Annotated in this window: 20 protein-coding genes and 1 pseudogene; 11 read left to right on the top strand and 10 right to left on the bottom strand. The window is 70.3% G+C overall.

Going from position 1 to position 23,610, the window contains the following annotated elements:
• Positions 1–13 precede the first annotated feature (13 nt).
• From ABD289_RS15920 to ABD289_RS15910, 3 genes and pseudogenes are all read left to right on the top strand, one after another.
• A complete protein-coding gene (locus ABD289_RS15920; protein WP_344132609.1) occupies positions 14–1,459 on the top strand; it encodes an MFS transporter in 1,446 nt (481 codons plus the stop codon).
• A 177-nt stretch (positions 1,460–1,636) separates the two neighbouring features.
• On the top strand, positions 1,637–1,771 hold the full coding sequence (locus tag ABD289_RS15915) for a hypothetical protein (RefSeq protein WP_344132606.1): 135 nt from the start codon (positions 1,637–1,639) through the stop codon (positions 1,769–1,771).
• Between the two features lie 156 nt (positions 1,772–1,927).
• A pseudogene (locus tag ABD289_RS15910) lies at positions 1,928–2,842 on the top strand (RluA family pseudouridine synthase).
• On the opposite strand, the gene ABD289_RS15905 reads toward ABD289_RS15910, so the two are convergent.
• The 3 genes from ABD289_RS15905 to ABD289_RS15895 form a co-directional block, all read right to left on the bottom strand.
• A complete protein-coding gene (locus ABD289_RS15905) occupies positions 2,833–3,129 on the bottom strand; it encodes a YciI family protein (RefSeq protein ID WP_344132603.1) in 297 nt (98 codons plus the stop codon). The pseudogene ABD289_RS15910 and the gene ABD289_RS15905 overlap by 10 nt on opposite strands.
• A 106-nt stretch (positions 3,130–3,235) precedes the next feature.
• On the bottom strand, positions 3,236–4,561 hold the full coding sequence (locus tag ABD289_RS15900; protein ID WP_344132600.1) for an MFS transporter: 1,326 nt from the start codon (positions 4,559–4,561) through the stop codon (positions 3,236–3,238).
• Positions 4,562–4,694: 133 nt separating this feature from the next.
• Complete coding sequence (locus ABD289_RS15895) at positions 4,695–5,600, bottom strand: LysR family transcriptional regulator (RefSeq protein WP_344132597.1); 906 nt, start codon at positions 5,598–5,600, stop codon at positions 4,695–4,697.
• Between the two features lie 113 nt (positions 5,601–5,713).
• On the opposite strand from ABD289_RS15895, the gene ABD289_RS15890 reads away from it, so the two are divergent.
• Entirely contained in the window at positions 5,714–6,676 is a 963-nt protein-coding gene (locus tag ABD289_RS15890; protein WP_344132594.1) for a CoA transferase subunit A, read from the top strand.
• A 15-nt stretch (positions 6,677–6,691) separates the two neighbouring features.
• A complete protein-coding gene (locus ABD289_RS15885) occupies positions 6,692–7,468 on the top strand; it encodes a CoA-transferase subunit beta (RefSeq protein ID WP_344132591.1) in 777 nt (258 codons plus the stop codon).
• A gap of 253 nt (positions 7,469–7,721) precedes the next feature.
• On the opposite strand, the gene ABD289_RS15880 is transcribed toward ABD289_RS15885, so the two are convergent.
• Complete coding sequence (locus ABD289_RS15880) at positions 7,722–8,882, bottom strand: acyl-CoA dehydrogenase family protein (protein ID WP_344132588.1); 1,161 nt, start codon at positions 8,880–8,882, stop codon at positions 7,722–7,724.
• Between the two features lie 207 nt (positions 8,883–9,089).
• Here ABD289_RS15880 and ABD289_RS15875 point away from each other — a divergent pair, with 207 nt between their 5' ends.
• Together ABD289_RS15875 and ABD289_RS15870 are read left to right on the top strand one after the other, a co-directional pair.
• Entirely contained in the window at positions 9,090–9,917 is an 828-nt protein-coding gene (locus ABD289_RS15875; protein WP_344132585.1) for an HTD2 family dehydratase, read from the top strand.
• A gap of 167 nt (positions 9,918–10,084) precedes the next feature.
• The gene (locus ABD289_RS15870) at positions 10,085–12,361 is read left to right on the top strand and encodes a molybdopterin-dependent oxidoreductase (protein ID WP_344132582.1); all 2,277 of its coding nucleotides are present in this window, start codon (positions 10,085–10,087) and stop codon (positions 12,359–12,361) included.
• Between the two features lie 261 nt (positions 12,362–12,622).
• Here ABD289_RS15870 and ABD289_RS15865 read toward each other — a convergent pair whose 3' ends face one another.
• The 3 genes from ABD289_RS15865 to ABD289_RS15855 all read right to left on the bottom strand — a co-directional run bounded on the left by ABD289_RS15865 (position 12,623) and on the right by ABD289_RS15855 (position 17,250).
• On the bottom strand, positions 12,623–13,543 hold the full coding sequence (locus tag ABD289_RS15865) for an AEC family transporter (RefSeq protein WP_344132579.1): 921 nt from the start codon (positions 13,541–13,543) through the stop codon (positions 12,623–12,625).
• 275 nt (positions 13,544–13,818) lie between these two features.
• Entirely contained in the window at positions 13,819–16,911 is a 3,093-nt protein-coding gene (locus ABD289_RS15860) for an arabinosyltransferase domain-containing protein (RefSeq protein ID WP_344132576.1), read from the bottom strand.
• 210 nt (positions 16,912–17,121) lie between these two features.
• Positions 17,122–17,250 carry a hypothetical protein gene (locus tag ABD289_RS15855; RefSeq protein ID WP_344132573.1) on the bottom strand — a complete coding sequence of 43 codons (129 nt, stop codon included), beginning with the start codon at positions 17,248–17,250 and terminating at the stop codon, positions 17,122–17,124.
• A 504-nt stretch (positions 17,251–17,754) separates the two neighbouring features.
• Between ABD289_RS15855 and ABD289_RS15850 the strand changes: the two genes are divergently transcribed.
• From ABD289_RS15850 to ABD289_RS15840, 3 genes are all read left to right on the top strand, one after another.
• Positions 17,755–18,309: a heme-binding beta-barrel domain-containing protein gene (locus ABD289_RS15850; protein ID WP_344132570.1), complete on the top strand. Its 555-nt coding sequence runs from the start codon at positions 17,755–17,757 to the stop codon at positions 18,307–18,309.
• Between the two features lie 68 nt (positions 18,310–18,377).
• Complete coding sequence (locus ABD289_RS15845; RefSeq protein WP_344132567.1) at positions 18,378–18,818, top strand: MarR family winged helix-turn-helix transcriptional regulator; 441 nt, start codon at positions 18,378–18,380, stop codon at positions 18,816–18,818.
• A 6-nt stretch (positions 18,819–18,824) separates the two neighbouring features.
• Positions 18,825–20,231 (top strand): MFS transporter, encoded by a 1,407-nt coding sequence (locus ABD289_RS15840; protein ID WP_344132564.1) that lies wholly within the window; start codon positions 18,825–18,827, stop codon positions 20,229–20,231.
• 176 nt (positions 20,232–20,407) lie between these two features.
• Here the strand turns inward: ABD289_RS15840 and ABD289_RS15835 are convergent, their stop codons facing one another.
• Positions 20,408–20,611, bottom strand: coding sequence for a cold-shock protein (locus tag ABD289_RS15835; RefSeq protein WP_125088080.1), 204 nt, complete (start codon positions 20,609–20,611; stop codon positions 20,408–20,410).
• 377 nt (positions 20,612–20,988) lie between these two features.
• Between ABD289_RS15835 and ABD289_RS15830 the strand changes: the two genes are divergently transcribed.
• Positions 20,989–22,092: an LLM class flavin-dependent oxidoreductase gene (locus ABD289_RS15830; RefSeq protein ID WP_344132553.1), complete on the top strand. Its 1,104-nt coding sequence runs from the start codon at positions 20,989–20,991 to the stop codon at positions 22,090–22,092.
• A 5-nt stretch (positions 22,093–22,097) separates the two neighbouring features.
• Here the strand turns inward: ABD289_RS15830 and ABD289_RS15825 are convergent, their stop codons facing one another.
• Entirely contained in the window at positions 22,098–22,793 is a 696-nt protein-coding gene (locus ABD289_RS15825) for a FadR/GntR family transcriptional regulator (RefSeq protein ID WP_344132549.1), read from the bottom strand.
• A 102-nt stretch (positions 22,794–22,895) separates the two neighbouring features.
• Complete coding sequence (locus ABD289_RS15820; protein ID WP_344132546.1) at positions 22,896–23,516, bottom strand: L-threonylcarbamoyladenylate synthase; 621 nt, start codon at positions 23,514–23,516, stop codon at positions 22,896–22,898.
• Between the last annotated feature and the right edge of the window lie 94 nt (positions 23,517–23,610).

The raw sequence follows: 23,610 nt of genomic DNA, 5'->3' as shown, positions 1-23,610 counted from the left end.
TTATGGTCGCCCGGTGACTGCCGTTGCGCTGCGTTCGCGATCCGGGCGCTGGATCCTGGTGGCCACCATCCTCGGCTCCGGAGTGGCCTTCCTGGACGGCTCGGTGGTCAACGTCGCGTTGCCCGCCATCGGTCGCGAACTCGGCGGCGGGTTGCGGGTGCAGCAGTGGGTGCTGGACGGCTATCTGCTCACGCTCAGCGCGTTGCTGCTGCTCGGCGGAGCCCTCGGCGATCGGTACGGCCGCCGCCGGGTGTTCGCCGCCGGGATGGTCGTGTTCACCATCGCCTCGGTGGGGTGCGGACTGGCACCCACCGGAACGGCCCTGATCGCCGCCCGGCTCGCGCAGGGCGTCGGCGGGGCGCTGCTGGTGCCCGGCAGCCTGGCACTGATCAACTCGGCGATCCGCGAAGCCGACCGCGGCATGGCCGTCGGCCGGTGGGCTGGCCTGACCGGGGTTTCCTCGGCGATCGGCCCCTTCGTCGGCGGCTGGCTGGTGGACGCCGCCTCCTGGCGGTGGATCTTCCTGATCAACGCCCCGATCGCGGTGGCCGCGCTGCTGGCGTTGCGGCGGGTTCCCGAATCGCGCAACACCTCGGTGACCGGTCCCCCCGACATCGGTGGCGCGGCCGCGGTGACGATCGGACTGGCGGGCACGATCTTCGCCCTGATCGAGGTCCCCGGGATCGGGTGGAACGTCGTCACCACCGCGGCGGCCGTGCTCGGGGTGGCCGCGCTCATCGCGTTCGCCCTGATCGAGTCCCGCCACCCGGCCCCGCTGCTGCCGCCCGCCCTGCTGCGATCGCGCCAGTTCACCGGAGCGAACCTGACCACGCTGACCGTCTACGCCGCGCTCGGCGGCGCGCTGTTCCTGCTCTCGTTGCAGTTGCAGCAGTCGATGGGCTACTCGGCGCTGGAGACCGGTGTCGCGACCTTGCCGATCACCATCATCATGCTGGTGCTCTCCGGCCGGGTCGGTGCCCTGGCTCAGCGCACCGGCCCCCGGCTGCCGATGATCATCGGCCCGTTGGGCTGCGCGCTCGGCCTGGTGCTGCTGACCCGCGCCGTGCCCGGCGCGAGCTACCTCGCGGGCGTGTTCCCGGGAGTGCTCGTGTTCGGGCTCGGGCTGTCGATCACCGTGGCACCGCTGACCTCGGCGGTGCTGGCCTCGGTGTCACCGGATGACGGCGGGGTCGCGTCCGGCGTGAACAACGCCGTCTCCCGGTTGGCAGGCCTGCTTGCCGTGGCCGTGCTACCGGTGGTCGCGGGTCTGTCCGGCACTCCTGCCGGTGCACCGCTGGGACCCGGGTTCGCCACCGCCATGCTGATCTCCGCGGCGCTGTGCGCTGCCGGTGGCCTGCTCTCCGGGCTGACCATCGACCGCGCCCGCCACGTGGACGCTCCGCCGCTTCCCGGCCTCAACCACTCGTGCCAGGACCCGAGCTGCTGCTCCGACAACTGATCCGCACTCCTGGCTGCATATCCCCCCACCTTTCGCTGAATCAGCAACGGTACGGAAGAACCGAATTCCGACAATAGGGCAAAAGTCCCGGACACATCCGCCAACGCACTCGATCGATCCGCCGCGCTGTGGTGTGATCGGGACATGCGACGAGGGCGACGGGGGCATCCCTGCGCGGTGGACACTCACCGGATCGGGTTGTGGAAGTGCCCCGAGTGCGGCCAGCAGTGGGAGATCCACGGGGTGGAGAACAGCCCGCGGGTGCGCAAGGTCAGCCGGGTCGGATGGTTCATCGCCAAGCTCATGGGCTAGGCGCGGGCTCGGGCGGCCGGCCCGGGTTCCGATTCGGCCCGCTGACCGCGCGGACGGCCACCGCCAGGGCGTAGCTGGCTGCCGGCCGCAGCGCCCCGGCGCCACCCGCGCATACCTTCCTCGCCGGCTCCCGGCGGGCGGATACGCTGGCGGGCCATGCGCCGCAAGCTACGCTCCCCGCTGCCGCAACGGCACGGGCTCGACCCCGTCCGGCTGCGGCTGCCCACCGACGGGCACTGGGCGACCGTCCGCGACTTCCTGGTCGACCGGATTCCGAAGCTCGCACCGGAGCGCATCGAGCGGATGTTGCGCGAGGGGCGGATCGTTTCCCTGGACGGCCCCGTCGCACCGGACGCCGTCTTCCGCCCGGGGACGTTCGTGTGGTTCCACCGCGATCTCCCCGAGGAGACACCGGTGCCGTTCGAGATCGACGTGCTGCACCGCGACGAGGACATCCTGGTGGTCGACAAGCCGCACTTCCTGGCCACCACCCCGCGTGGCGGGCACGTGACCGAGACCGCGCTGATCCGGCTGCGCAGGCAGCTCGACCTCCCGGACCTGAGCCCGGCACACCGCCTCGACCGCGCGACCGCGGGCGTGGTGCTGTTCGTGATCGATCCGCGGCGGCGCGGGACTTACCAGACGCTGTTCCACGACCGGAGAGTCGACAAGGAGTACGAGGCCGTCGCGCCGTACCGGCCGGACCTGGAGCTGCCCCGCACGGTGCGCAGCCGGATCATCAAGCACCGCGGGGTGCTGGCCGCGCAGGAGGAGCCCGGCGAGCCCAACGCCGAGACCCGGGTCGAGCTGCTGGAACGGCGCGACCGGATCGCCCGCTACCGGCTGCTCCCGCGCACCGGCCGCACCCACCAGCTGCGGGTGCACCTCAACGCCCTCGGCATCCCGATCCTCGGCGACGACCTGTACCCGCAGGTACTCGATCGACCCGCGGACGACTTCGCCGAACCGCTCTAGCTACTGGCCCGGTCGCTGGAGTTCACCGACCCGATCACCGGGGCGCACCGCAGGTTCGAGTCCCGCCGCGCGCTGGCCGCGCTGGATCACACGTAGCTCTGACCGTCCAGGAAGGCCTTCCGCCACGCCGAGATCCGGATCTCGGAGAACAGGCCCTCCTGGGTGAAGGGATCCCGCGCGATGAACGTCTCGGCCTCGCCCCGCTCGTCGACGTCCAACAGGTACACCCCGCCGGTCGGGACCTCGGACTCGTCGTCGAGCTTGGCCCCGCAGGCCAGCAGGAGGTGCTTGTTCGCCGCCAGGTAGTCGAGGTGCTCGCGACGGTGCGCTCGCCGCAGCTCCTGCGAATCCGGTTTGTCGAAGGTCTCGATGAAGAAGGCCATCCGCGATCCCAAGTCGAAGGTCCACTACGGACTCCGGCAGTGCCGGTCCCAGACCGTACTGGTCGGCACGACTCGCCCACCAGCCGCACGGACCGGCGACCTCCGGTCAGACCGCGGCGGCCGCGGTCGCAGCCTCCGGCGCTTGGACGTCCTGCCTGGGCCTGCGCAGGATCAGCAGCATGCAGCCCAGGCTGAGCAGCACCTGGAACAGCGCGTAGGCGATCACCGCGTTGATCGAACCCGTGGTGTTGAGCAGGAACTGGCCCACCACCGGAGTCGTGCCGCCCAGCAACGTGCCGCAGAGCTGGTAGCACAGCGACAGGCCGGTGTAGCGAACCTCGGCCGGGAAGCGGCCCGCCAGGATTCCGGCCAGCGCTGCGTAGTACAGGCAGTGCGGGATGGTCGCGACCGCCACGCCGATCATGGCCAGCGCGTAGTCGTTGGTGCTGATCAGGACGAACATCAGCGGCAGCAGCACCACTTCCGGCAGCAGCATCAGCGTCACCGCGCGGGAGAGGCTGCGCATCCGGGTGGCCAGCACCGCGCCGAAGGGCTGCGCGACGATCTGGGTCAGGGTCGCCACCAGCACGATCGTGAGGAAGTCCGACCTGGTGAAGTCGAGATCGGTGGTCGCCCAGGACAGCGCGAAGGTGGTCTTGAAGTAAGTCGCCGACAGCCCGATCGTGCAAGCACCGATGCCCAGCACCAGCAGCCCCGGGTGTGCTCGGACCACCTGCCAGAACGGCAGTTTCGCCGCGCTCCGCTGCGCGAGCACGCGCTCCATCGCGGGCGATTCGGTCACGCGCAGCCGGATGAACAGGCCCACGACCACCAGCAGCGCCGAGGCCAGGAACGGAATCCGCCAGCCCCAGCTGAGCATAGCGGGCTCCGGCAGTCCGCTGACCAGCAGGAAGCTCACCGTGCTCAGCGCGTTGCCGACGGGTGATCCCTGCTGGGCGAAGGCGCCGTAGAGGATGGACTTGCCCTTGGGCGCGTGCTCCGAGGCGATGAGCACCGCACCGCCCCACTCGCCGCCGAGTCCGATGCCCTGCACCATCCGGATGGACACCAGCAGGATCGGTGCCCAGACGCCGATGCGGTCGTAACCGGGCAGCAGTCCGATCAGCGTGGTCGCGATGCCCATCATCAGCAACGTGATGACCAGCGTCTTCTTCCGCCCCAGGCGGTCTCCGATGTGCCCGAAGACGATTCCGCCGAGCGGACGCGCGAGGAACCCGACCCAGAAGGTCGCGAAGGCCACCAGAGTGCCCACCGCACCGGAGAGCTCCGGGAAGAAGACCTGGTCGAAGACCAGTGCGGAGGCGGTCCCGTAGATGTAGAAGTCGAACCACTCGATGGTCGAGCCGATGAACGCCCCGATACCGGCCCGTCTGGCCGTCCGGCCCTGCGCGCGCGAATCCGCCGCACCCATGAGTTCTCCCTTGAAGCTCGGTGCCATCGGCGCGGCCGTTGCGCCACCGTCCGATGTGAACGGCGAAACCGTGCCAGCCCGGACAATTAACTGTCCAATACAGAATCCGTGCCGCAGTGAGACGCGCGAACGATCAATGAGCGACCGAATCCGGTGTGGGAAGTGCGGTCTCGGCGATGTCCAAGACGGTGCGCAGCGCGGCGTTGGTGTTGTCGCTGCGCCAGGCCAGCGCCGCGTTGAGCCTGATCGCCTCGCCGGTCAGCGGGCGGTAGACCAGCCCGTTCTGCTGGATGTGCCCGCAGGAGGTCAGCGTCAGCGTCACTCCGACGCCTGCCGCCACCAGCGCCAGGATCGTGTAGGAGTCCGGCGCCTCCTGCACCACCCTGGGGTTGAAACCGCCTGCGACGCAGGCCTTGACCGTCGCGTCGCGCAAGGTGGAACCGGCGTTGGCCGGGAAGCTCACGAACGGTTCCGCGGCGAGTTCCTCGATCGGGATTCGCTCCCGATCGGCCAGCGGGTGGTCGGTGGGCAGCGCGCAGATCAGCTCCTCGACCTCGATGACGCGCGTCGACACACCGGGCTGATTCACCGGCAGCCGCACGAATCCCAGGTCCAGCGACCCGTCGGCGACCCGGGCCAGCGCAGCGTTGGCGTAGGTCTGCCCGCGCATCACCAGCTCCAGCCCCGGGTGCGCGGCCCGGACGGCGCGGGTCAGCCGCGGCAGCGTCTCGTGCGTGGAGGCACCAGCGAATCCGACGCTGACCCGGCCGTATTCACCGCGACCCGCCGCTTTCGCCGCGCGCACCGCGATGTCCAGGTCGTCGAGCACGGCGCGGGCCGGCTCGCGGAAGGACTCGCCCGCGTTGGTCAGCCGCACCGAGCGCGTGTTGCGCTCGAACAGCTGGACGCCGAGCTCCCCCTCCAGCTGCCGGATCTGCTGGCTCAGCGGCGGCTGGGCCATCCGCAGGCGCTTCGCGGCACGGCCGAAGTGCAGCTCCTCCGCGACCGCGAGGAACGAGGCCAGGTGGCGAAGCTCCACGATCCCTCCACTGATTATCAGCTCGTCTTGATCTGACACTAATCAAGTATTGGATCCTGATCAATTCGGCGTGGCAGTGTGTCTCGAACCAACGGAGAGCGCAGGAGCCGACGATGACCGATCCCGCCGCCGGTTCGAAGCCGCAGCGGAGCCGACCGGACAAGACGATGTCGATGCGGGAGGCGATCGCCGCGCACGTCACCGACGGGGCCACCGTCGCTCTGGAGGGCTTCACCCACCTGATCCCCACCGCGGCGGGCCACGAGATCATCCGCCAGGGCCGCAGCGACCTGACCATCGCCCGGATGACCGCCGACGTGGTCACCGATCAGCTCATCGCGGGTGACTGCGTGCGCCGGCTGATCTCCTCGTTCGTCGGCAACTCGACGGCGGGTTCGCTGGGCGAGCTCCGCAGGCGGATCGAATCCGGCGAGCTGCGGTTCGAGGAGTACAGCCATCACGGGATGATCTGCCGATATCTGGCCGGCGCTCAGCGATTGCCGTTCTACCCGCTGCGTTCCTACGCCGGCAGCGACATCCCCTCGGTCAACCCGGACATCCGCAAGGTGACCTCGCCCTACCCCGCTTCCGATGGCGGCGCGGAGCAGATCTACGTGGTCCCGCCGCTGAACCCGGACGTCACGATCGTGCAAGCGCAGCGCGCGGACCGGTTCGGCAACGCCCAGATCTGGGGCCTGACCGGCATCCAGGCCGAGGCGGTCTACGCCGCGCAGCGGGCGATCGTGGTCGTCGAGGAGATCGTGGCCGACGAGGTCGTCCGCTCCGACCCGAACCGGACGGCCATCCCCGCGCACGCGGTCGACGCGGTCGTCGAGTGCCCCGGCGGCGCGCATCCGGCGTTCGTGCAGGGCTACTACGACCGCGACGGCGAGTTCTACCGCGAGTGGTCCCGGATCAGCGGTGATCCGGAGCGGCTGCGGGACTGGCTGGACGAATGGGTGCGCGGCACCGAGGACCACCACGAGTACCTGGCCAAGCTCGGCACCCAGCACTGGGACCTGCTCGCGGCCGGGGAGGCCTGGAGCGAACCGGTCAACTACGGGCGACGGCTCTGACCACGGGGAGGATTCATGTCCACTGCGGACTCGAGCGGGGCGACTTCATCGGAGTTGCTGGCGGCGGTCGCCTCCCGCGAGCTCGCGGGCGCGAACACCGTGTTCGCCGGCATCGGGCTACCGACTCTCGCGGTGTCGCTGGCGCAGCTGACGGTCGCGCCCGAGGTGGAGATCGTCTACGAGTCCGGCGTCTGCGGGGCGCATCCCGCGCGACTGCCGGAGACCATCGCCGATTCGGTGCTGATCACCGACTCGGAGGCGGTGCTGCCGATGACCGCGCTGTTCGGCTACGTGCTGCAGGGCGGGCGCATCGACGTCGGGTTCCTCGGCGCGGCGCAGATCGACCGGTTCGGCAACCTCAACTCCTCGGTCATCGGCGATTGGCACTCGCCCGATGTCCGGCTGCCGGGCTCCGGTGGCGCAATGGAGGTGATGGCCAACTCCGGTGAGGTCTTCGTGGTGATGCGACGGCACGACCCGCGCTCGTTCGTGGCCGAGCTGGACTTCTGCACCTCCCCGGGGCCGGATCGCGCCCTGGCCGACGGCATCCGCCCGCGCGGCGCGGGTGTCACCCGCGTGATCACCGAGCTCGGCATCCTGGCTCGCGGAGGAGTCGGCGAGGAGCTCGAACTCGTGGCCATCCACCCCGGCGTGACGGTCGAGCAGGTCCGCGCCCGAACGGGCTGGGACCTGCGGGTGGCCGAGGACCTCACCACGATCCCCGCACCAACCGATCCGGAACTCCACCGCCTTCGCGAAGAAGTCGACCCCCACCGCGTCTACCTGCGCTGACGGCCAACGCCGAGAGCCCGACGGCAGCAACAGAGCGTCACCAGCGACAGTATTATAGGGAGGTATTTCAGTGTGCCGGGTGCGTGGCGGTGCGGGTGGCGGAACCTGACGCGCCGCGTGGCTGCGGGATCCGCTCCTTGAGTAGCGGCCTACGCGGCTGTCCTCGCCACACGACGCGTCAGAACCCGCGGCGGCGCCGGCTGAGTCCCACGCTTGAAACAGCGGCTTCGCCGCATACTGCAAGGACCCCTTATCACCACTCGTCCCTGTTGATGAGTTGTCGTGCGATGACGTTGCGTTGGATCTCGTTGGTCCCCTCCCCGACGATCATCAGCGGCGCGTCCCGGAAGTAGCGCTCGACGTCGAATTCGGTCGAGTAGCCGTGCCCGCCGTGCACGCGAATGGCGTCGAGCGCGATCTCCATGGCCGCCTCCGAGGCGAACAGCTTGGCCATGCCCGCTTCCATGTCCACCCGCCGTCCCGCGTCGTATTCGCGGGCAGCGTGCAGGGTGAGCTGCCGGGCAGCGGTGAGCTTCGTGGCCATGTCGGCGAGGTGATTGCCCACCGACTGGTGCTGCCAGATGGGCTTGCCGAAGCTCTCGCGTTCGCGCGCGTAGCTCAGCGCGTCGTCCAGGGCGGCCTTGCCGACGCCGAGCGCCCGGGCGGCCACCTGGATGCGCCCGGTCTCCAGGCCTCTCATCATCTGCGCGAAACCGCGCCCCTCCTCGGCACCGAGCAGCGCCGAGGCGGGCGCGCGGTGGCCGGAGAAGAACAGTTCGCAGCTCTCCACGCCCTTGTAACCGAGCTTGGGCAAATCGCGCGAGACGGTCAGGCCGGGCCCGTGCTCGACCAGCAGGATCGAGATCCCCCGATGCGCTGGATCCGCGTCCGGGTCGGTCTTGCACAGCAGCGCGATGAGCTGCGAGCGGCGGGAGTTGGTGATCCAGGTCTTGGCGCCGTCGATCACGTACTCGCCGCCGTCGCGGCGGGCGGTCGTGGTCATCGCCTGCAGGTCCGATCCACCGCCCGGTTCGGTGAGCGCCATCGTCGCGCGGACCTCACCGGTGGCCATCTTGGGCAGGTAGTGCTGCTTCTGCTCCTCGGTGCCGTAGCGCAGCAGGAGTTTGGCGACCACGGTGTGCCCGCCCATAGCTCCCGCCAGGCTCATCCAGCCGCGGGCGAGTTCTTCGGTGATCAGCACGTAACAGGCCGCCGAGACCTCGTTGCCGCCGTACTCCTCGGGGACGGCCAACCCGAAGATCCCGAGTCGCTTCATCTGCTCGATGAGCTCGTGCGGGTAGGTATCGCTGTGCTCGAGTCCGCTCGCCACCGGCCTGACCGACCGGTCGACGAACTCGCGCACCGTGCGCACGACGAGCTGCTCATCGTCGCTGAGGGTGTCCACTGCGCTCATCGAGGTGCTCCTTCGTCATCGGCCGGCCAGCCCGCGGAAAGCGGCTCGCGCATCGCGGCGTCACCCGGTTCGGCGCCCACCGGCGATCGCCGGGCCGCGATGACTCGGGGCCGCCCGCTGCGCGCATTGACGCCGCCGCCCGGCGTGCACAGACTTGCTCACGTTCGCAGGTTCCACCTTCGAACGGTTTCGCTGAAGGAGGTTGCGGTGCCCGAGCTGAGCGGTTGTCTGACCGGCTGGCGGCCCGAGCCGCTGGTGGAGCACGACACCTTGGCCCTCGAACAGGCACGGGCGCTGGCCGCGGCGCTGGGCACCTCGGCGGCCCCGGCCGACGAACTGCCCCCGCTGTGGCACTGGGTCCACTTCCTGGACTGGCCGCAGCACGCGGAGCTCGGCGAGGACGGCCACCCGATCAGTGGACGATTCTTGCCACCGATCCCGGATCGCAGGCGGATGTTCGCGGGCGGACGCTTGAGCGTGACCGCTCCCCTGCGGCTGGGCACGCCCGCCGAGCGGCGCTCGGAGCTGGGCGAGGTCGTCGCCAAGCGGGGCAGGTCCGGCGACATGGTGTTCGTGACGGTGCGCAGCGAGTACCGGCAGGACGGCGAGCTGCGGCTCACCGAGGAGCAGGACTACGTCTACCGCAGCGGCGAGAGCGCGGCGAAGGATCCGCACGCGACGCGTCCCACCCGGGCCCCGGCCTCGGAGGCGCCGTGGCAGGAGCCGTTCGTCGGCGATCCCGTCCGGTTGTTCCGGTTCAGCGCGCTGACCGCGAACTCGCACCGCATCCACTACGACGCGCCCTACTGCCGCGACGTGGAGCGCTATCCCGGCCTGGTGGTGCACGGTCCGCTGCTGGTGCTCAAGCTCGCCGAGCTCGCCAGGCGACACGAGCACCCGGTGCGCGAACTGTCCTATCGCCTCAACCGGCCGGTCTTCGCCGGAGACCCGGTGCTGCTGTGCGGCGGGCCGGACGGTCGGTTGTCGGTGCGCACCGCACCCGATCAGGTGGTGGTCGACGCCTCTTTCGCCTGACCGGGTGGCGGACTTCAAACCGGGTCGATCACCGGACTTCGCAACCGGTTTCGACGTCGGAACGCGCGCCGTCGCGCGCTCGCGCGGGATTGGTTTGACCGGTCCGCGCACCGGTGATGTACTCGAAATCGCTGGTCGGCGCGGGTCCGGCTGGCGAGGAGGAATGCATGACCGAGCGCTGGGTGCCCACGACCTCGCACTGGGGTGCCTACCAGGCCACCACCGATGCCGACGGCGACGTCAGAGTGGCACCGCACCCGGAGGACCCGGCACCGTCCCCGCTGCTGCGCAACGTCGAGGGCAGCGCCCGGCACCCCACCCGCGTCGCCCGTCCCGCGATCCGCCGCAGCTGGCTCGACAACGGTCCAGGGCCCAGCGCGAATCGCGGCCACGAGGAGTTCGTCGAGGTCGACTGGGACACCGCGCTGGACCTGGTGGCCGCGCAGCTGGACCGGGTGCGCGGCGAGTCCGGCAACGAGGCGATCTTCGGCGGCTCCTACGGGTGGAGCAGCGCCGGGCGCTTCCACCACGCCCAGAGCCAGTTGCACCGGTTCCTCAACACCATCGGGGGGTACACGGCGTCGAGGAACAACTACAGCTTCGGCACCTCGCAGGTGCTGCTCCCCCACGTGGTCGGCACCGTCTCGTCGGTCCTGGGATACGCCGACAGCTGGGAGACCATCCGGGACAACACCGATCTGATCGTGGCCTTCGGCGGCTTGCCCACCAAGAACCTCTCGGTCACCCCAGGCGGGGTAACCCGGCACACCGGCGCGGCCGCGGCCGCGGACCCCGGCGTGGAGGTCGCCGCGATCAGCCCGCTCGGCGCCGACATCCCGGCCAGCGGCCGCTGGTACTCGATCGCTCCCGGCACCGACGTGGCCATGCAGCTCGCGCTGGCGCACACGCTGCTCGCCGAAGACCTGCACGACACCGCGTTCCTGCAGCGCTACTGCACCGGCTTCGAGGTCGTCGCCGGGTACCTGCGCGGTGATCCGGACGGGGTCGCCAAGACCCCGGAGTGGGCCGCGGAGATCTGCGAGATCCCGGCGGCCGACATCCGCGAGCTGGCCCGGCGGATGGCCGGTGGGCGCACGCTGGTGAACGTCACCTGGTCGTTGCAGCGCACCGAGCACGGGGAGCAACCGGTGTGGGCGGGAATCCTGCTGGCGGCGATGCTCGGTCAGATCGGGCTGCCCGGCGGCGGTTTCGGCCACGGCTACGGTTCGATGGCCGAAATGGGCGATTCCGGCCCGCTGCTCAGGTTGCCCACGCTGTCGCAGGGCGCCAACCCGGTGCGCGCGTTCATCCCGGTCGCGCGCATCGCCGACCTGCTGCTCTCGCCCGGCGAGGAGTTCCAGTACAACGGCCAGACCCGGACCTACCCGGACATCCGGCTCGTCTACTGGGCAGGCGGCAACCCGTTCCACCACCACCAGGACCTCACCCGGTTGCGCCGCGCCTTCGCCCGCCCGGAGACCGTGGTGGTGCACGAGACGCACTGGACCGCCACCGCCCGGCACGCCGACGTGGTGCTGCCCGCCACCACCACGCTGGAACGCGAGGACCTCGGCGCGGGACGGCGCGACACGCACCTGACGGCCATGCACCGGGTCCTGGATCCCTACGCCGAGTCGCGCGATGACTACTCGATCTTCACCGCGCTGGCCGACCGGCTGGGCGCGCGGCACGCGTTCACCGAAGGGCGCGGCGCGCGCGGCTGGCTCGAGCACCTCTACGAGTCCTGGCGGGCTTCCCTGCTGGATCAAGGGCTGGAAGTCCCCCGCTTCGAGCGATTCTGGGAGCTCGGCCGCATCGAGCTGCCGGAGGTCGCCGAACAGCCGCCGCTGCGCCGATTCCGCCAGGACCCCGACTCCAGCCCGCTGCACACCCCGAGCGGCCGCATCGAGCTGTTCTCCGCCACCGTCGACGGTTTCGGCTACCCGGACTGCCCCGGTCACCCGGCCTGGCTCGAACCGCAGCACCCGCGCGGTGGTCCGCTGCACCTGATCGCCAACCAACCGCCGACCCGGCTGCACAGCCAGGGCGACGTCGGCGCCGCCAGCATGGAGTCCAAGGTGGACGGACGGGAACCGGTCACCCTGCATCCCGAGGACGCCGCCGCCCGCGGCATCACCGAGGGAGCCGTGGTGCGCCTGTTCAACGACCGCGGCGCGTGCCTGGCCGGCGCGCGGCTGAGTGACCGGGTTCGCCCGGGCGTGGTGGTGCTGCCCACCGGCGCCTGGTTCGATCCGAAGCCCGATCCGAAGCGGGACGGGGCGACGGTGTGCGCGCACGGCAATCCGAACGTGCTCACCGCGGACCTGCCGTCCTCCCGGCTGTCGCAGGGCTGCGCCGGGCAGCACGCGCACGTCGACGTCGAACCGCACGACGGGCCGCTGCCGGAGATCACCACCCGGACCCCGCCGCCGCTGGGAACGTGAGGACCGGCCGCGTCAGGTATGCGGCCCACACCGCCGCGCGAGTCCGCTTCGCGAACGGCTCGCTCATGGGTCCTTCCAGCACGCGGCGGAGCCCATGCGGTGCGGGACTCAGTCGGCGCCGCGGCGGGTTCTCGGACGTCGCCGGCCGAGAACAGCCGCAGCGCCGCGCAAGTCGCTGCTCGAGTCGCGGATCCCGGTGCCCGACGGCGTCCGAGGTTCGGCCACCCGCACCACCACGCGAACGGCAAACCGAAAATCTCCTCAGCCCAGCAGCGCGGTCACGGTGAACAGCACCGGAACCGAGAGGATCGTCGACAGCAGGATCGACTCCCGCGCCAGCCGCACGCCCACGTTGTAGCGGGAGGCGTAGACGAACAGGTTCTGCGCGGCGGGCAGCGCCGAGATCACCACGGCGGCGAACAGCGAAGCACCGCTCATCCCGAACAGGCCCGCCCCGATCGAATAGGCCATAACCGGGTGCGCGAACGACTTCAGCCCGACCGAGACCAGCACCGGCCACCGCTCGGCTCCCCCGGCGGGCAACGTCGAACCGCACAGCGAGATGCCGAAGGCCAGCAGCACGGTCGGCACCGACAGGTGGCCCAGCAGCGTCAGCGGTTCGGCCACCGGCTGGGGAATGCGCGTCCCGCTCACCGAGAGCCCGACGCCGATCAGCGAGCAGATGACGATCGGGTTCCGGAACGGCGCCAGCACCCGCCCGAGCGCGGAACCGCGCGCACCGTCCTGGGTCGCGTCGATCACGGTGAGACCGATCGGGGTCATCACCAGCAGCTGGAACAGCATCACCGGCGCGACCAGGCTCGCGTCCCCGAGCACGTAGACCGCGATCGGGATGCCCAGGTTGCCCGCGTTGACGTAGCTCGAGCACAGCGCGCCGATGGTGGTGCGCCGCACGTTCCAGCTCCGCCACAACCCGATCAGCACGAACAACCCGGCGGCCGCGAACGTGCTCAGCGCCGTGACCAGCAACGGGGTGGAGAACAGCACCGAGACGTCGGATTCGGACAGCATCTGCATCAGCAACGCCGGCGTGCCGACGTAGAACGAGAGCTTGGCCAGCACGTCCCTGGCGTTGTCCCCGAGCACCTCGGTACGGCCGAGCACGTAGCCGACCAGCACGATGGCGCCGATGACGCCGAATCCCTGCATCACACCGGACACGAGATCTCGCCTCCGCCGCCGATGGCGCCGGGCCCGGGACCGGAGACCGGACGTGGACGCGCGCGAGTCATCTGCTCTTTCCTCGTCGAAGGTTCGACACTTCGCGGAGGCGCGCGGTGTTCGCGTCCAGTTCGACGCGTCACCGAATGTGGAGCCGAAACCGGCGCCATCCCGCGAGCCGCGATGCTCGGGAGCGCCCCACTCGGTTAGCGATCCTAAGCGATCTCGGACGCATCCGAGGTGCCGGAATGGCCACTCTCACACAATCGGGACGATCAGGTGTGCGGCCCCGGGTCGGCCGGGCGAACCGGGGTCACGTCGTCGCGACCACGGGAGTTCAACGGCGGCCCCGGAAGCGGGTCAGCATCGTAGAGCGGACCCGCTCGCCAGTTGCCCCACCTCGTTTCCCGGTGCGTGTGCAGCGCGGCCCGGGCGGGCAATGCCCGCGCGTGGTAGGGATCGACGACGTAGAGAGCTCCCCAATCCCGGGAGGGCTCGCCCGCGAGGTAGGTCGGGAGCTCGCGGTAGCTGGCCGCTACGTTGAGCCAGCCGAACGGGCCACCCCCGGACGGCGCCGACCAGGACTGGCCCATGTCGCGCATGATGCCGCCGCCCGCGACGCGGAACCTCGGCAGATCGGCCACGCCGTCGTGCAACCGCATCGGTTCCAGGCAGGGGTGCACCAGCGCGGCCGGCCATTCCACGAACGTCCGGTCGGCACCGATCACGTCGGTCATGTTCCCGAACACCGGAACGCGCGGGACGCTGAAGGCCAGCCAACCGTTCTCGTCGGTGCGGTGGTCGGTGGCCACCACACGCATCCGGTTCACCTCGCCCACCTGCAGGCGGACGTCCTGCCACCCGCCGTTGCGCACCACATCGCGGTGCCCGGTCACCCGGAATCCACCGGCGTCCTGCACGCCCAGCTCGACCCGCAGCGAGTTGGCACCGGACGAAGACCCCGCGAACTGCAGCACCACCGGCCGATCACCACCCCGCGGGACGTCGTACCAGGCCGAGCGCATCTCACCGGTCGCCGAGGGCTCCTCGGCGTAGGTGCCCCAGATGGGAGTGGCGTCGTCGCCGTACCCGTAGCGCGGGGCGAGGTCATCCGGGAAGCCGGAGCGGTGGAAACCGTGCGAACGCGAGCGCAGGTAGTCGGCGGGAACCGACATATCGGTGCTCACCCGCGGCTGCGCCCTCGCGGGCGCGAGGAGACCGCGCCGCGGATCGGCCTCGACCTGGACGTGATCGCTGAGACCGCAGCTCTCGCCGCTCAGCTGCGCGATGTTGTCGGCACCGAGGCTGTAGGTGCCGCGCTGGGATTCGATGCCCTTGACGAACAACCCGACCTCACCGGCCACGCACAGCGCGCAGATCAGCGTCAGCGGCGCCGCGCCGAACCGCAGCGCCCGGCGCCGGGCCTCGGGCGTGCGCACCGGCGGTTCGTCGTGGCGCACGTGCTCGACGACGGCCACCACGAACGCGGCGAAAGCCGCGAGCAGGAACGCCGTGCTGGCCTGCCTGCCATCGATGCTGGGTGCCTTGTCGAACCACGGGACGCCCCACTCGGAGACGTACCACCAGGAGTTCGTCCCGGTCACCGAGAAAGCGCACACCGACATCAGCCCGGCGAAGAACGCCGCCCGGTTCCGCCTGGATCGCAGCACCGCGGCACTGGTGGCCACGGCGGTCAGCGCCGCCAGCACCGCCCCGATGCCAGCCAGCACGCCGAAGTGGTGGGTGTGCTTGGTCGGCGTGGCCGCCAGCACCGCGAAGCACAGCACGGCGATGCTCAGCATCCGACGACTCGGACCGAGCGCGGCGCCGCGGATGCGGTGCCGCCGCAGCAGGACCACGCCACTGCCCACGATGCACAGGATCAGCAGCAGCACCGGGAACCGCCTGGTCAGCGAGCCGTCCGGATACTTGTCGAAGAGCTTCTCGTAGCGGGTCAGCTCCTCGTACCAGGAGCTGTCCGGACCGAACGCCGTTTTGAGCGCGACCGAGTCCAGCACCGTGCGCAGCGTCTGGTCGAAGAACACCCCGATCAGGATCAGCAGCCCCGCGGCCAGCAGCGGGGCCAGCACGGGCAGCGCACCGCGTTCGCGGATGCGCCGCCACACCATCCGCAGCAGCGGTTTCGCGGCCACCAGGAACGGCAGCACCGCGACCATGCCGTGCGGATTCGCGCCCAGTCCCAGCCCGGCCACGAGCAGACCCCACGCCGCCGGGGTGAGCCTGCCGGTCGCCACCGAACGCTCCACCAGGCACATCGAGGCGAGGAAGCACGCCACCACGACCGGTTCTGGCCGCAGCCCGTTGTTGTACGGCAGCCAGAACGCCAGGAACGCCGCGGCCGCCGCCCAGCCCGCGGAGCGGCTCAGCCGGATCTGCTGGCCGAGTCTGGGCAGCACGCCGCGACTGAGCAACAGCCAGCTGGTCGCACCGAGGAACAGCGCGGGCAATCGCACCCACGGTGTCGCGCTCGATACCTGCACCCACAGCGCGTAGAACTCGTAGAACCAGCCGAACGGGGACTCGGGGTTGCCGAACCAGCGGAAGTAGTTGGTGACGTACCCGGCGTCGTCGGCCGCGCGGAGCATCGTGAGGATGTAACCGTCGTCGGCGGTCATCGCCCCGATCAGCCACCACGCGATCAAGCCGCCGAACACCACGACGTCCCGCGCGTCCGGACGCCACCAGTTCCGCGGAGCCAACCGCACCGGCTTGCGAGCCTCGAAGCCGCGCAAGGCGAACATCGAGCCCAGGAAGCACAGCACGGACAGCACCATCGCCGCGGTCTTGAGCTGCGTGGGCGTGCTGTCGAACCGGTTGTCCGGGCGGATCTGCACGTCCAGGCCGCGCACGTCGTCGGTGCGCCCGTCCAGCTCGGAGTAGATGCCGGTGACCTGCGGCCGCTGATCGCCCTCGACCGCGGCGAGCGGGGCTCCGCCCGCTTCGGCATGCGTGCCCGCGGCGTCCGCGCGCAGCGTGATCGCGCAGTCGCCCGCCGGGACCGGTCCACCACCGATCTCCTCACCGCGCGACCAGACCTGCAGCTGCCCGTCGTCGACGCGCAGGCTCAGCCCGGTGGCCCGGCCGTAATCGGCTTCGGGGGCGTTGGTCGCCACCAGAACGCCCGGCTCTTCGCTGCGCAGGTCGAGATCGCGAGCGGAGGCGCACGGCACGTTCGCGGTGAGCCACATCGGCGCCTGGCTCACCAGCGGCGCGGATACCGACCGCGTGCCCTCGGCGGTGGGCCAGCGCAGCGTGCTGACGTCGAAGTTCACCGGTAGGAACGGCACCGCCAGGGCCAGCGCGGCCGAGATCAGACCGAGCACGGCGGCGCAGAGGCGCGCGCTCACGCTGGTTCGTCGCCGTTGCGTCCCTGTGGAAGGCCGACCCACGCGCTCGCCCACCTCAACCTCGCCGGACAGTCCCCGCAGAGCCTAAAGACCACCTCTCGACGAGAGGTAACCGGCGTGTCGATCGCGAACCGGAGCGAGTCGTCGGCACCTCGCGGCACCAGGCGCGCCGAGTCGCTCCAGCCCGGGCGATCGTGGGCCGAGCGCGGATCAAGCGGCCATCGCGGGCTCGCCTTCGAACAGCTCGGCGGGGTTGCGCCGAGCGTCCAGGAAGTACCCGACCCAAAAGCCGATGACTCCGGCACCGACGACGGCCAACGTTCCGACAGCTCGCAGCATTGGAGGTTCCCTCATTCCCGAAAAGCGCCCGACCGATTGGCCCCGGCAGAACTTTTGAGTCCGCTAGCCATGCTGAACTCGCCGGGTACCAGCGCTATTGCGTCAACAATAACGGGCCGTAACTCGAGCCACCACGCCACCCCCTGACCACGGATGGTAACGCGGAGTCACCGTCGTCCCCGCGAATGGCGTAGCGACCGCCCACCCGGGAAGGACCCCTCGCGGTCATGGCGCGCACGCAGCGCCTGGTCCTCTCGACCGGGCGATGATGCAGCTCACCCGGCCGGCGCCGTTCTCGCATAGCGACAGTTCGCATCCACCACCGAAAGTCACCCGCTCGGGCGGCGAGATCCGCCGCGCGGCGGTCAGGTACAGACCTCTCCCCCGATGTTCGCGGCCGAAACGCCGGCGACCGCGCCGGTGCCGACGTGCTCGCGCAGCGCGGCACAACCATCCACTGTGGATTTCCAGCGCTCGGCCCGGAGGACCGCATAGGCTGCGGGCGTGGTTGCTTTCGAGGAGTTCACCGAACCGCCGATCCCCGCCGACACCGCCGACCCGAACAGCGGTCCGCCGCTGCACGAGGCCTGTTCGCCGATCGGCGAGCTCGTCGGGATCTGGCGCGGCCGGGGCGAAGTCGACTACCCGACGATCAACGGGCCGTACCGCTTCGGCCAGCAGGTGACCATCTCGCACGACGGCAGGCCGTTCCTGCGGCACCAGGCCAAGGCGTGGCTGCTCGACGCCGATGGCAACGTGCTGCGACCGGCGGCGTGGGAGACCGGCTGGTGGCGTCCCGGTGCGAACGGCAGGTTGGAACTGCTGCTCAGTCACGCCACCGGCATTCTCGAGGTGTTCTACGGCCACGTCGATCAGCGGCGGTGGGAGTTCACCACCGATTCGGTGCTGCCGACCGACACCGCCAAGCAGGTCAGCGCCGCGCGTCGCAGCTACGCGCTGCGCGACGACGACGCCCTCGACTACGCCGAGAGCCGCGAGATGGTCGGTGAGCCGATGACGCCGCACGTCTCCGCCGAACTGCGACGCGTGCGCGCCTGACCGCTCCCTGCCCCGCGAAGCCGCCCGGGGCGGCCTCACCACTCTCATTAGCCAGCTATGCTTAATTTGTGAGCACCGATTCGGAACGCACGCGGGAAGCTTCCGAGGTTCGCCTGGGCGTGCAGCGCCTGGCTCGGCGGCTGCGCGCGGAGCGGGAGCCCGGCGAGCTGACGCCGAGCAGGTTCGCGGTGCTGGGCAGACTCGAGCGGGATGGCCCGGCCACCGCGAGCGCGCTGGCCTCCGCCGAGCGCGTCGCGCCGCAGACGATGGCACGCATCGTCCAGCACCTGCTGGACGCCGGTTTGGCCGAGCGAACCCCCGATCAGGTGGACCGGCGAGCGACGCTGATCCGCATCACCGAGCTGGGCCAGCAGCGGGTGCTGGCCGACCGCAGCAGGCACGAGGCATGGCTCGCGCAGGCGATGGACGAGCTCACCGACGTGGAACGGGAGCTGCTGGTGCTGGCCGCTCGGCTGCACGACCGGCTCGCCGAGAGCGCGCTCGACTGACGAACCATGTCGACAGCATCTGCTCAGAACGACAGCAACGCTGAACGCACGACGACTTCGCGCGAGCTCCCGTCCGGGTTCATCACGCCGATCGCGTTCGGCACCGTCCTGCAACCGCTGAACTCCTCGATGATCGCGGTCGCGCTGGTGGGGATCCGCGGCGCCTTCGACGCCGGGACCTCGGTGACCTGGCTGGTGTCCGCGCTGTACCTGGCCACCGCGGTGGCCTCACCGGCGATGGGCCGGATCGCCGACGTGTTCGGGGCGCGCCGCGCCAGCCTCGCCGGCTTCGCCCTGGTCGGCCTGGCCTCGGTCGCCGCTCCGTTCGCGCCGAACATCCCCCTGCTGGTGGTCTGCCGCGTGCTGATCGGCATCGGTACCGCGGCGCAGTACCCGTGCGGGGTGGCGATGGTGCGCCGCGCCGCCGATGAGCTGCGCGCCCGATCCGGCAACGCGCTGGCCACCCTGGCGGTGTGCTCGCAGGTCACGGTCGCGCTGGGGCCGACGCTCGGCGGACTGCTGGTCGGCGCGCTCGGCTGGCCGGGCGTGTTCTGGATCAACGTGCCGATGGTGCTCATCGGCATCGCGGTGATGCTGCGCTGGGGGCCGGCCGACCCGCCGCTGGAGCGCACCGGCAGGCTCGGCGCGCTGCTGCGGATCGACCCCGTGGGCATGCTGCTGTTCACGGTCGCGCTGACCGCGCTGATGTTCTGGCTGCTCTCGCTCGCCGACGTCGTGCGGTGGTGGTGGCTGATCGTCGCGGTGCCCGCGGGCATCGCCACCGCGTGGTGGAGCCTGCGCAGGCAGGAGCCGTTCCTGGACATGCGCCTGCTGGGGCAGCGCGCGCTGTCGTTGACCTACCTGCGCACGATCGTCACCTACACCGCGTTCTACTGCGTCTTCTACGGCATCCCGCAGTGGCTCGAGGAAGCGCGCGAGCTGGGACCGATGGGCGCGGGCCTGGTGATGCTGCCGATCCCCGCCGTCGGTGTGCTCTCCACGATCCTGTCCACGCGGCTGCAGCGCACGCGCGGGCCGTGGGCGTCGCTGGTGATCGGCAGCGCGGCGTTGTGCGCGGGCGGCCTGCTGCTGGTGGTGCCCGACGTGCGATCGCCGATCCCGCTGCTGCTCGCCATCGCCGCGGTGCTGGGCCTGCCCAACGGGTTCAACAACATGGGCAACCAGCGCGCGATGTACGCGCTCGCGCCGTCCGAGCACATGGGCGCCGCCTCCGGCCTCTACCGCACCTCGCAGTACGTGGGCGCCAACCTGGCGGCCGCGGTCCTGGTCCTCACGCTCGGCGTGACCCCGACCGACGCCGGCCTGCACCGGATGGGCGCGACGATCACGGTGATCGCGCTGTTCCTCCTGGTCACAGCTCTGATCGGTGCCTCACGAGCGCGCAGGCCCTAGTCCGGACAGCGGGAAACCCACCCGGAACGCGCAGAGGCTCCGCACCCTCGGATGCGGAGCCTCGCGTTGAAGTCCTTCGCGCGGACGAACCGCGCGGAGCACTCCGGAATCAACTGCTTGTCTTCGAGCTCGCGCCTACCGGCAGGAGACCGTCAGACAGAAGTGGACGCCGTGCCTCAGATGACGCGAACGTCGGCCGCCTGCGGGCCCTTCGGGCCCTGGCTGACCTCGTAGCTCACCTTCTGGTCCTCGTCGAGGCTCCGGAAGCCACGGGCGTCGATGGCGGAGTAGTGGACGAAAACGTCCGGGCCACCGTCATCGGGGGCGATGAAGCCGAAGCCCTTTTCCGAGTTGAACCACTTCACGGTTCCCTGTGCCATTCTTGCTCTCTCCTTCTGGGAGCCGGTACTACAACGAGCGATCACACTGCGCAACCACCCGGGCCGCTGATCGAACGCGGCAACTTGTCCAGCTACAACCAGAAAGCGCACGCTCGCATCAACATCCTGCGAGTGTGCGCGAACACGACCCCAGAAAAATACGACCAACCTGAACACTACACGCCCGCGCGCCCGATGTCGCCGAGGATCACTCCGCCGTGGCGTGATCGGCGACACATTTTCCGTCGAGATTGCTGGTCGCCGCCGACTCGAAATCCGGTCCTGTGTGGAAGTGATCTTGTCAAGCTTGTGCCACGGATCTTGTCGCCGCACGTCCCTCCAGGTGCACTGGTCGCACCAGCTCGGATGGGAGGCGCATGTCCCACAACCTGCTCGACGGACGCGATTTCAAGCTCGGCCTGTTCTCCCCCAACTGCTCCGGCGGCCTCGCGGCCACCACGGTCGCCGAGAGGTGGCCGGCCACCTGGTCCGGCAATCTCGAACTGGCGCGATTAGCCGACCGCACCGGCATCGACTTCATCCTGCCGATCGCGCGCTGGATCGGGTACCAGGGCAGCTCCGAGTTCCACCACAGCGTGCTGGAGCCGATCCCCTGGGCCGCCGCCCTGCTGGCCGCGACCAGTCGAGTCTCGATCTTCACCACCGTGCACACCGCGTTCAACCACCCGGTGGTCAGCGCGAAGCAGCTCGCCACGCTCGATCAGATCGGACAGGGGCGGACGGGCCTGAACATCGTCGCCGGGTGGAACGAACCCGAGTACCGGGCGATGGGCCTGGAACTGCCGGAATCCCACGAGGAGCGCTACGCGCTGGCCCAGGAGTGGTGGGATCACGTGTACGCGCTGTGGACCGAGGAGGGCAGGTTCGACCTGCCCGGCCGGTTCTTCGACCTGCGGGGCGTGGAATCGGCACCGAAACCGGTCGGCGGCGCGCTCCCCCTGATCAACGCGGGCACCAGCCCGCAGGGCAGGGCGTTCGCCTCGCGCAACGCGGACCTCGTGTTCACCGGTCTGCGCGACCCCGACGACGGCGCCGGGGTCGTCGCCGAGCTCGAGTCCGCCGCGAAGCGCGACCACGGCAGGCGGGTCGGCGTGCTCGCTCCGGCCTTCGTGGTGTGCAGGCCCACGCGCGCGGAGGCGGAGGAGTACCTGCGGCACTACGCCGAGGAGAACGCCGACTGGGAGGCCGTCGACGAGCTCATGAGGTTGCAGGGGATGTATTCCAAGGCCTTCACCGACGAGGTCCTCGCGAGCTTCCGGCCGCGCTTCGCGGCCGGCCACGGCACCTGTCCGCTGATCGGCTCGCCCGACGACGTGGCCGAGCAGATCGAACGCTACGCCGCGGCCGGCCTGACGGGCATGACCCTGTCGTTCGTCGATTACCTCGACGAACTCGAGCACTTCGCCGCCGAGGTGATCCCGCGGCTGGAGGCCAAGGGCATCCGGCTCTCCCGCGACTGATCGGCTCAGGCCAGCCGGGTGGAGGCGTAGCGCAGGTGCGCGCTCATCGCAGCGGCGGCCGCCGCTGCATCACCCGCCTCGATGGCGCGCAGCACCTGCTGGTGACCGGCGTGCGAGTCGCGCCGGGCGACCGCGATCCGGTGCGCCCTACCGCGCGCCTCCCTGATCCGCTCCGCACCGGATTCCACCAGCGCGGCGAGCAGCGGGTTGCGCGCCGCGCGGGCCACGCCGGAGTGGAACCGCTCGTCGAGCTCGGCCGCCCGCCGGGCGCTGCGGCCGGTTTCGCACTCCTCGAGGATCTCGCGCAGCAGGGCGAGGTCGGCCCTGGTCGCCCGCGCGGCCGCGCGGGAGGCGATCGCGGGCTCGACCGTCGCGCGCAGGTCCTGCACGTCGTGCAACCCGCGCTGCCCCGTGTCCAGCGTGCCGAGCAGCCCGTCGACGACACCGCTCGCCGGGGCGATCACCGTGCCGCGACCGCGTCGCCGATCCACGATCCCCTTGAGCTCGAGTTCGTGGATCGCCTCGCGCACCGTGGCGCGGCTGGCGCCGAGCAGCTCGGCGAAGTCGCGTTCGGAAGGCAGCCGGTCGCCCGCGCGCAGCTCGCCGCGCACCAGCAGCCCGCTGATCAGCGCGGCGAGACCGGCCGGGCCGGAACGCGCGTCGACGGCCAACGCCGTCCAGTCGATCACCCGAAGCGCCATCAGGACTCCTTGGCTAGACCGTGCAGGTGCGCCAAGCTACGAGTTCGGCACCCCGCGCGCGGCCGTTTTCGGCGATCTTTTGCATTCGCGCACGCCGGGCGGCTATTCGAACCGAGCGGTGTCCCCCGCGCCGCGGCGGACGATCTCCGGTTCATCGCCCGAGAAGTCGATGACGGTGGTCGGTTCGACACCGCAGTCGCCGGAGTCGATGACCGCGTCCAGGACGTTGTCGAGCTCGTCCTTGATCTGCCATCCCTGGGTCATCGGGTCCTCCTCCCCGGGCAGCAGCAAGGTGCTCGACAGCATCGGCTCGCCGAGCTCGGCCAGCAGCGCCTGGGCGGCCACGTGATCGGGGATGCGCACGCCGACGGTCTTCTTCTTCGGGTGCATCAGCCGCCGCGGAACTTCCTTGGTGGCGGGCAGGATGAAGGTGTACTCGCCCGGAGTCGCGGCCTTGATCGCGCGGAACACCGCGTTGTTGATGATCACGAACTGGCCGAGCTGAGCGAAGTTCTCGCACACCAGGGTGAAGTGGTGCCGGTCATCGAGGTCGCGGATGGTGCGGATCCGCTCCATCCCCTCCTTGTTGCCCAGCTGAGTGCCGAGCGCGAAGCACGAGTCGGTCGGATAAGCGATCAACCCGTCGTTGCGCACGATGTCGACCACCTTCCCGATCGACCGCGGCTGCGGGTTTTCCGGGTGCACGTCGAAGTACTTCGCCATGCGGGACAGGATAGGAGCCCTGACCAGACCCGCGCCCGCCTCGACGTCCCGGCGAGTCGTGCGCCGAATTCCGCTAGCCGGACGAGAAACGGGC

It is taken from the genome of Saccharopolyspora halophila (genome assembly GCF_039531955.1).
Classification (GTDB): Bacteria; Actinomycetota; Actinomycetes; order Mycobacteriales; family Pseudonocardiaceae; genus Saccharopolyspora; species Saccharopolyspora halophila.
The sequence above is the reverse complement of the archived record's forward strand: the minus strand, read 5'-3'. Positions and strand labels throughout refer to the sequence as shown.

What these genes read in the sequence shown, in the direction of transcription:
- ABD289_RS15885 (WP_344132591.1), top strand. Translation starts at nt 6,692, where the DNA reads ATGTCCACTGCGGACTCGAGCGGGGCGACTTCATCGGAGTTGCTGGCG.
- ABD289_RS15900 (WP_344132600.1), bottom strand. Translation starts at nt 4,561, where the DNA reads ATGGGTGCGGCGGATTCGCGCGCGCAGGGCCGGACGGCCAGACGGGCC.
- ABD289_RS15855 (WP_344132573.1), bottom strand. Translation starts at nt 17,250, where the DNA reads ATGCTGCGAGCTGTCGGAACGTTGGCCGTCGTCGGTGCCGGAGTCATC.
- ABD289_RS15870 (WP_344132582.1), top strand. Translation starts at nt 10,085, where the DNA reads ATGACCGAGCGCTGGGTGCCCACGACCTCGCACTGGGGTGCCTACCAG.
- ABD289_RS15890 (WP_344132594.1), top strand. Translation starts at nt 5,714, where the DNA reads ATGACCGATCCCGCCGCCGGTTCGAAGCCGCAGCGGAGCCGACCGGAC.
- ABD289_RS15840 (WP_344132564.1), top strand. Translation starts at nt 18,825, where the DNA reads ATGTCGACAGCATCTGCTCAGAACGACAGCAACGCTGAACGCACGACG.
- ABD289_RS15905 (WP_344132603.1), bottom strand. Translation starts at nt 3,129, where the DNA reads ATGGCCTTCTTCATCGAGACCTTCGACAAACCGGATTCGCAGGAGCTG.
- ABD289_RS15820 (WP_344132546.1), bottom strand. Translation starts at nt 23,516, where the DNA reads ATGGCGAAGTACTTCGACGTGCACCCGGAAAACCCGCAGCCGCGGTCG.
- ABD289_RS15835 (WP_125088080.1), bottom strand. Translation starts at nt 20,611, where the DNA reads ATGGCACAGGGAACCGTGAAGTGGTTCAACTCGGAAAAGGGCTTCGGC.
- ABD289_RS15825 (WP_344132549.1), bottom strand. Translation starts at nt 22,793, where the DNA reads ATGGCGCTTCGGGTGATCGACTGGACGGCGTTGGCCGTCGACGCGCGT.
- ABD289_RS15830 (WP_344132553.1), top strand. Translation starts at nt 20,989, where the DNA reads ATGTCCCACAACCTGCTCGACGGACGCGATTTCAAGCTCGGCCTGTTC.
- ABD289_RS15880 (WP_344132588.1), bottom strand. Translation starts at nt 8,882, where the DNA reads ATGAGCGCAGTGGACACCCTCAGCGACGATGAGCAGCTCGTCGTGCGC.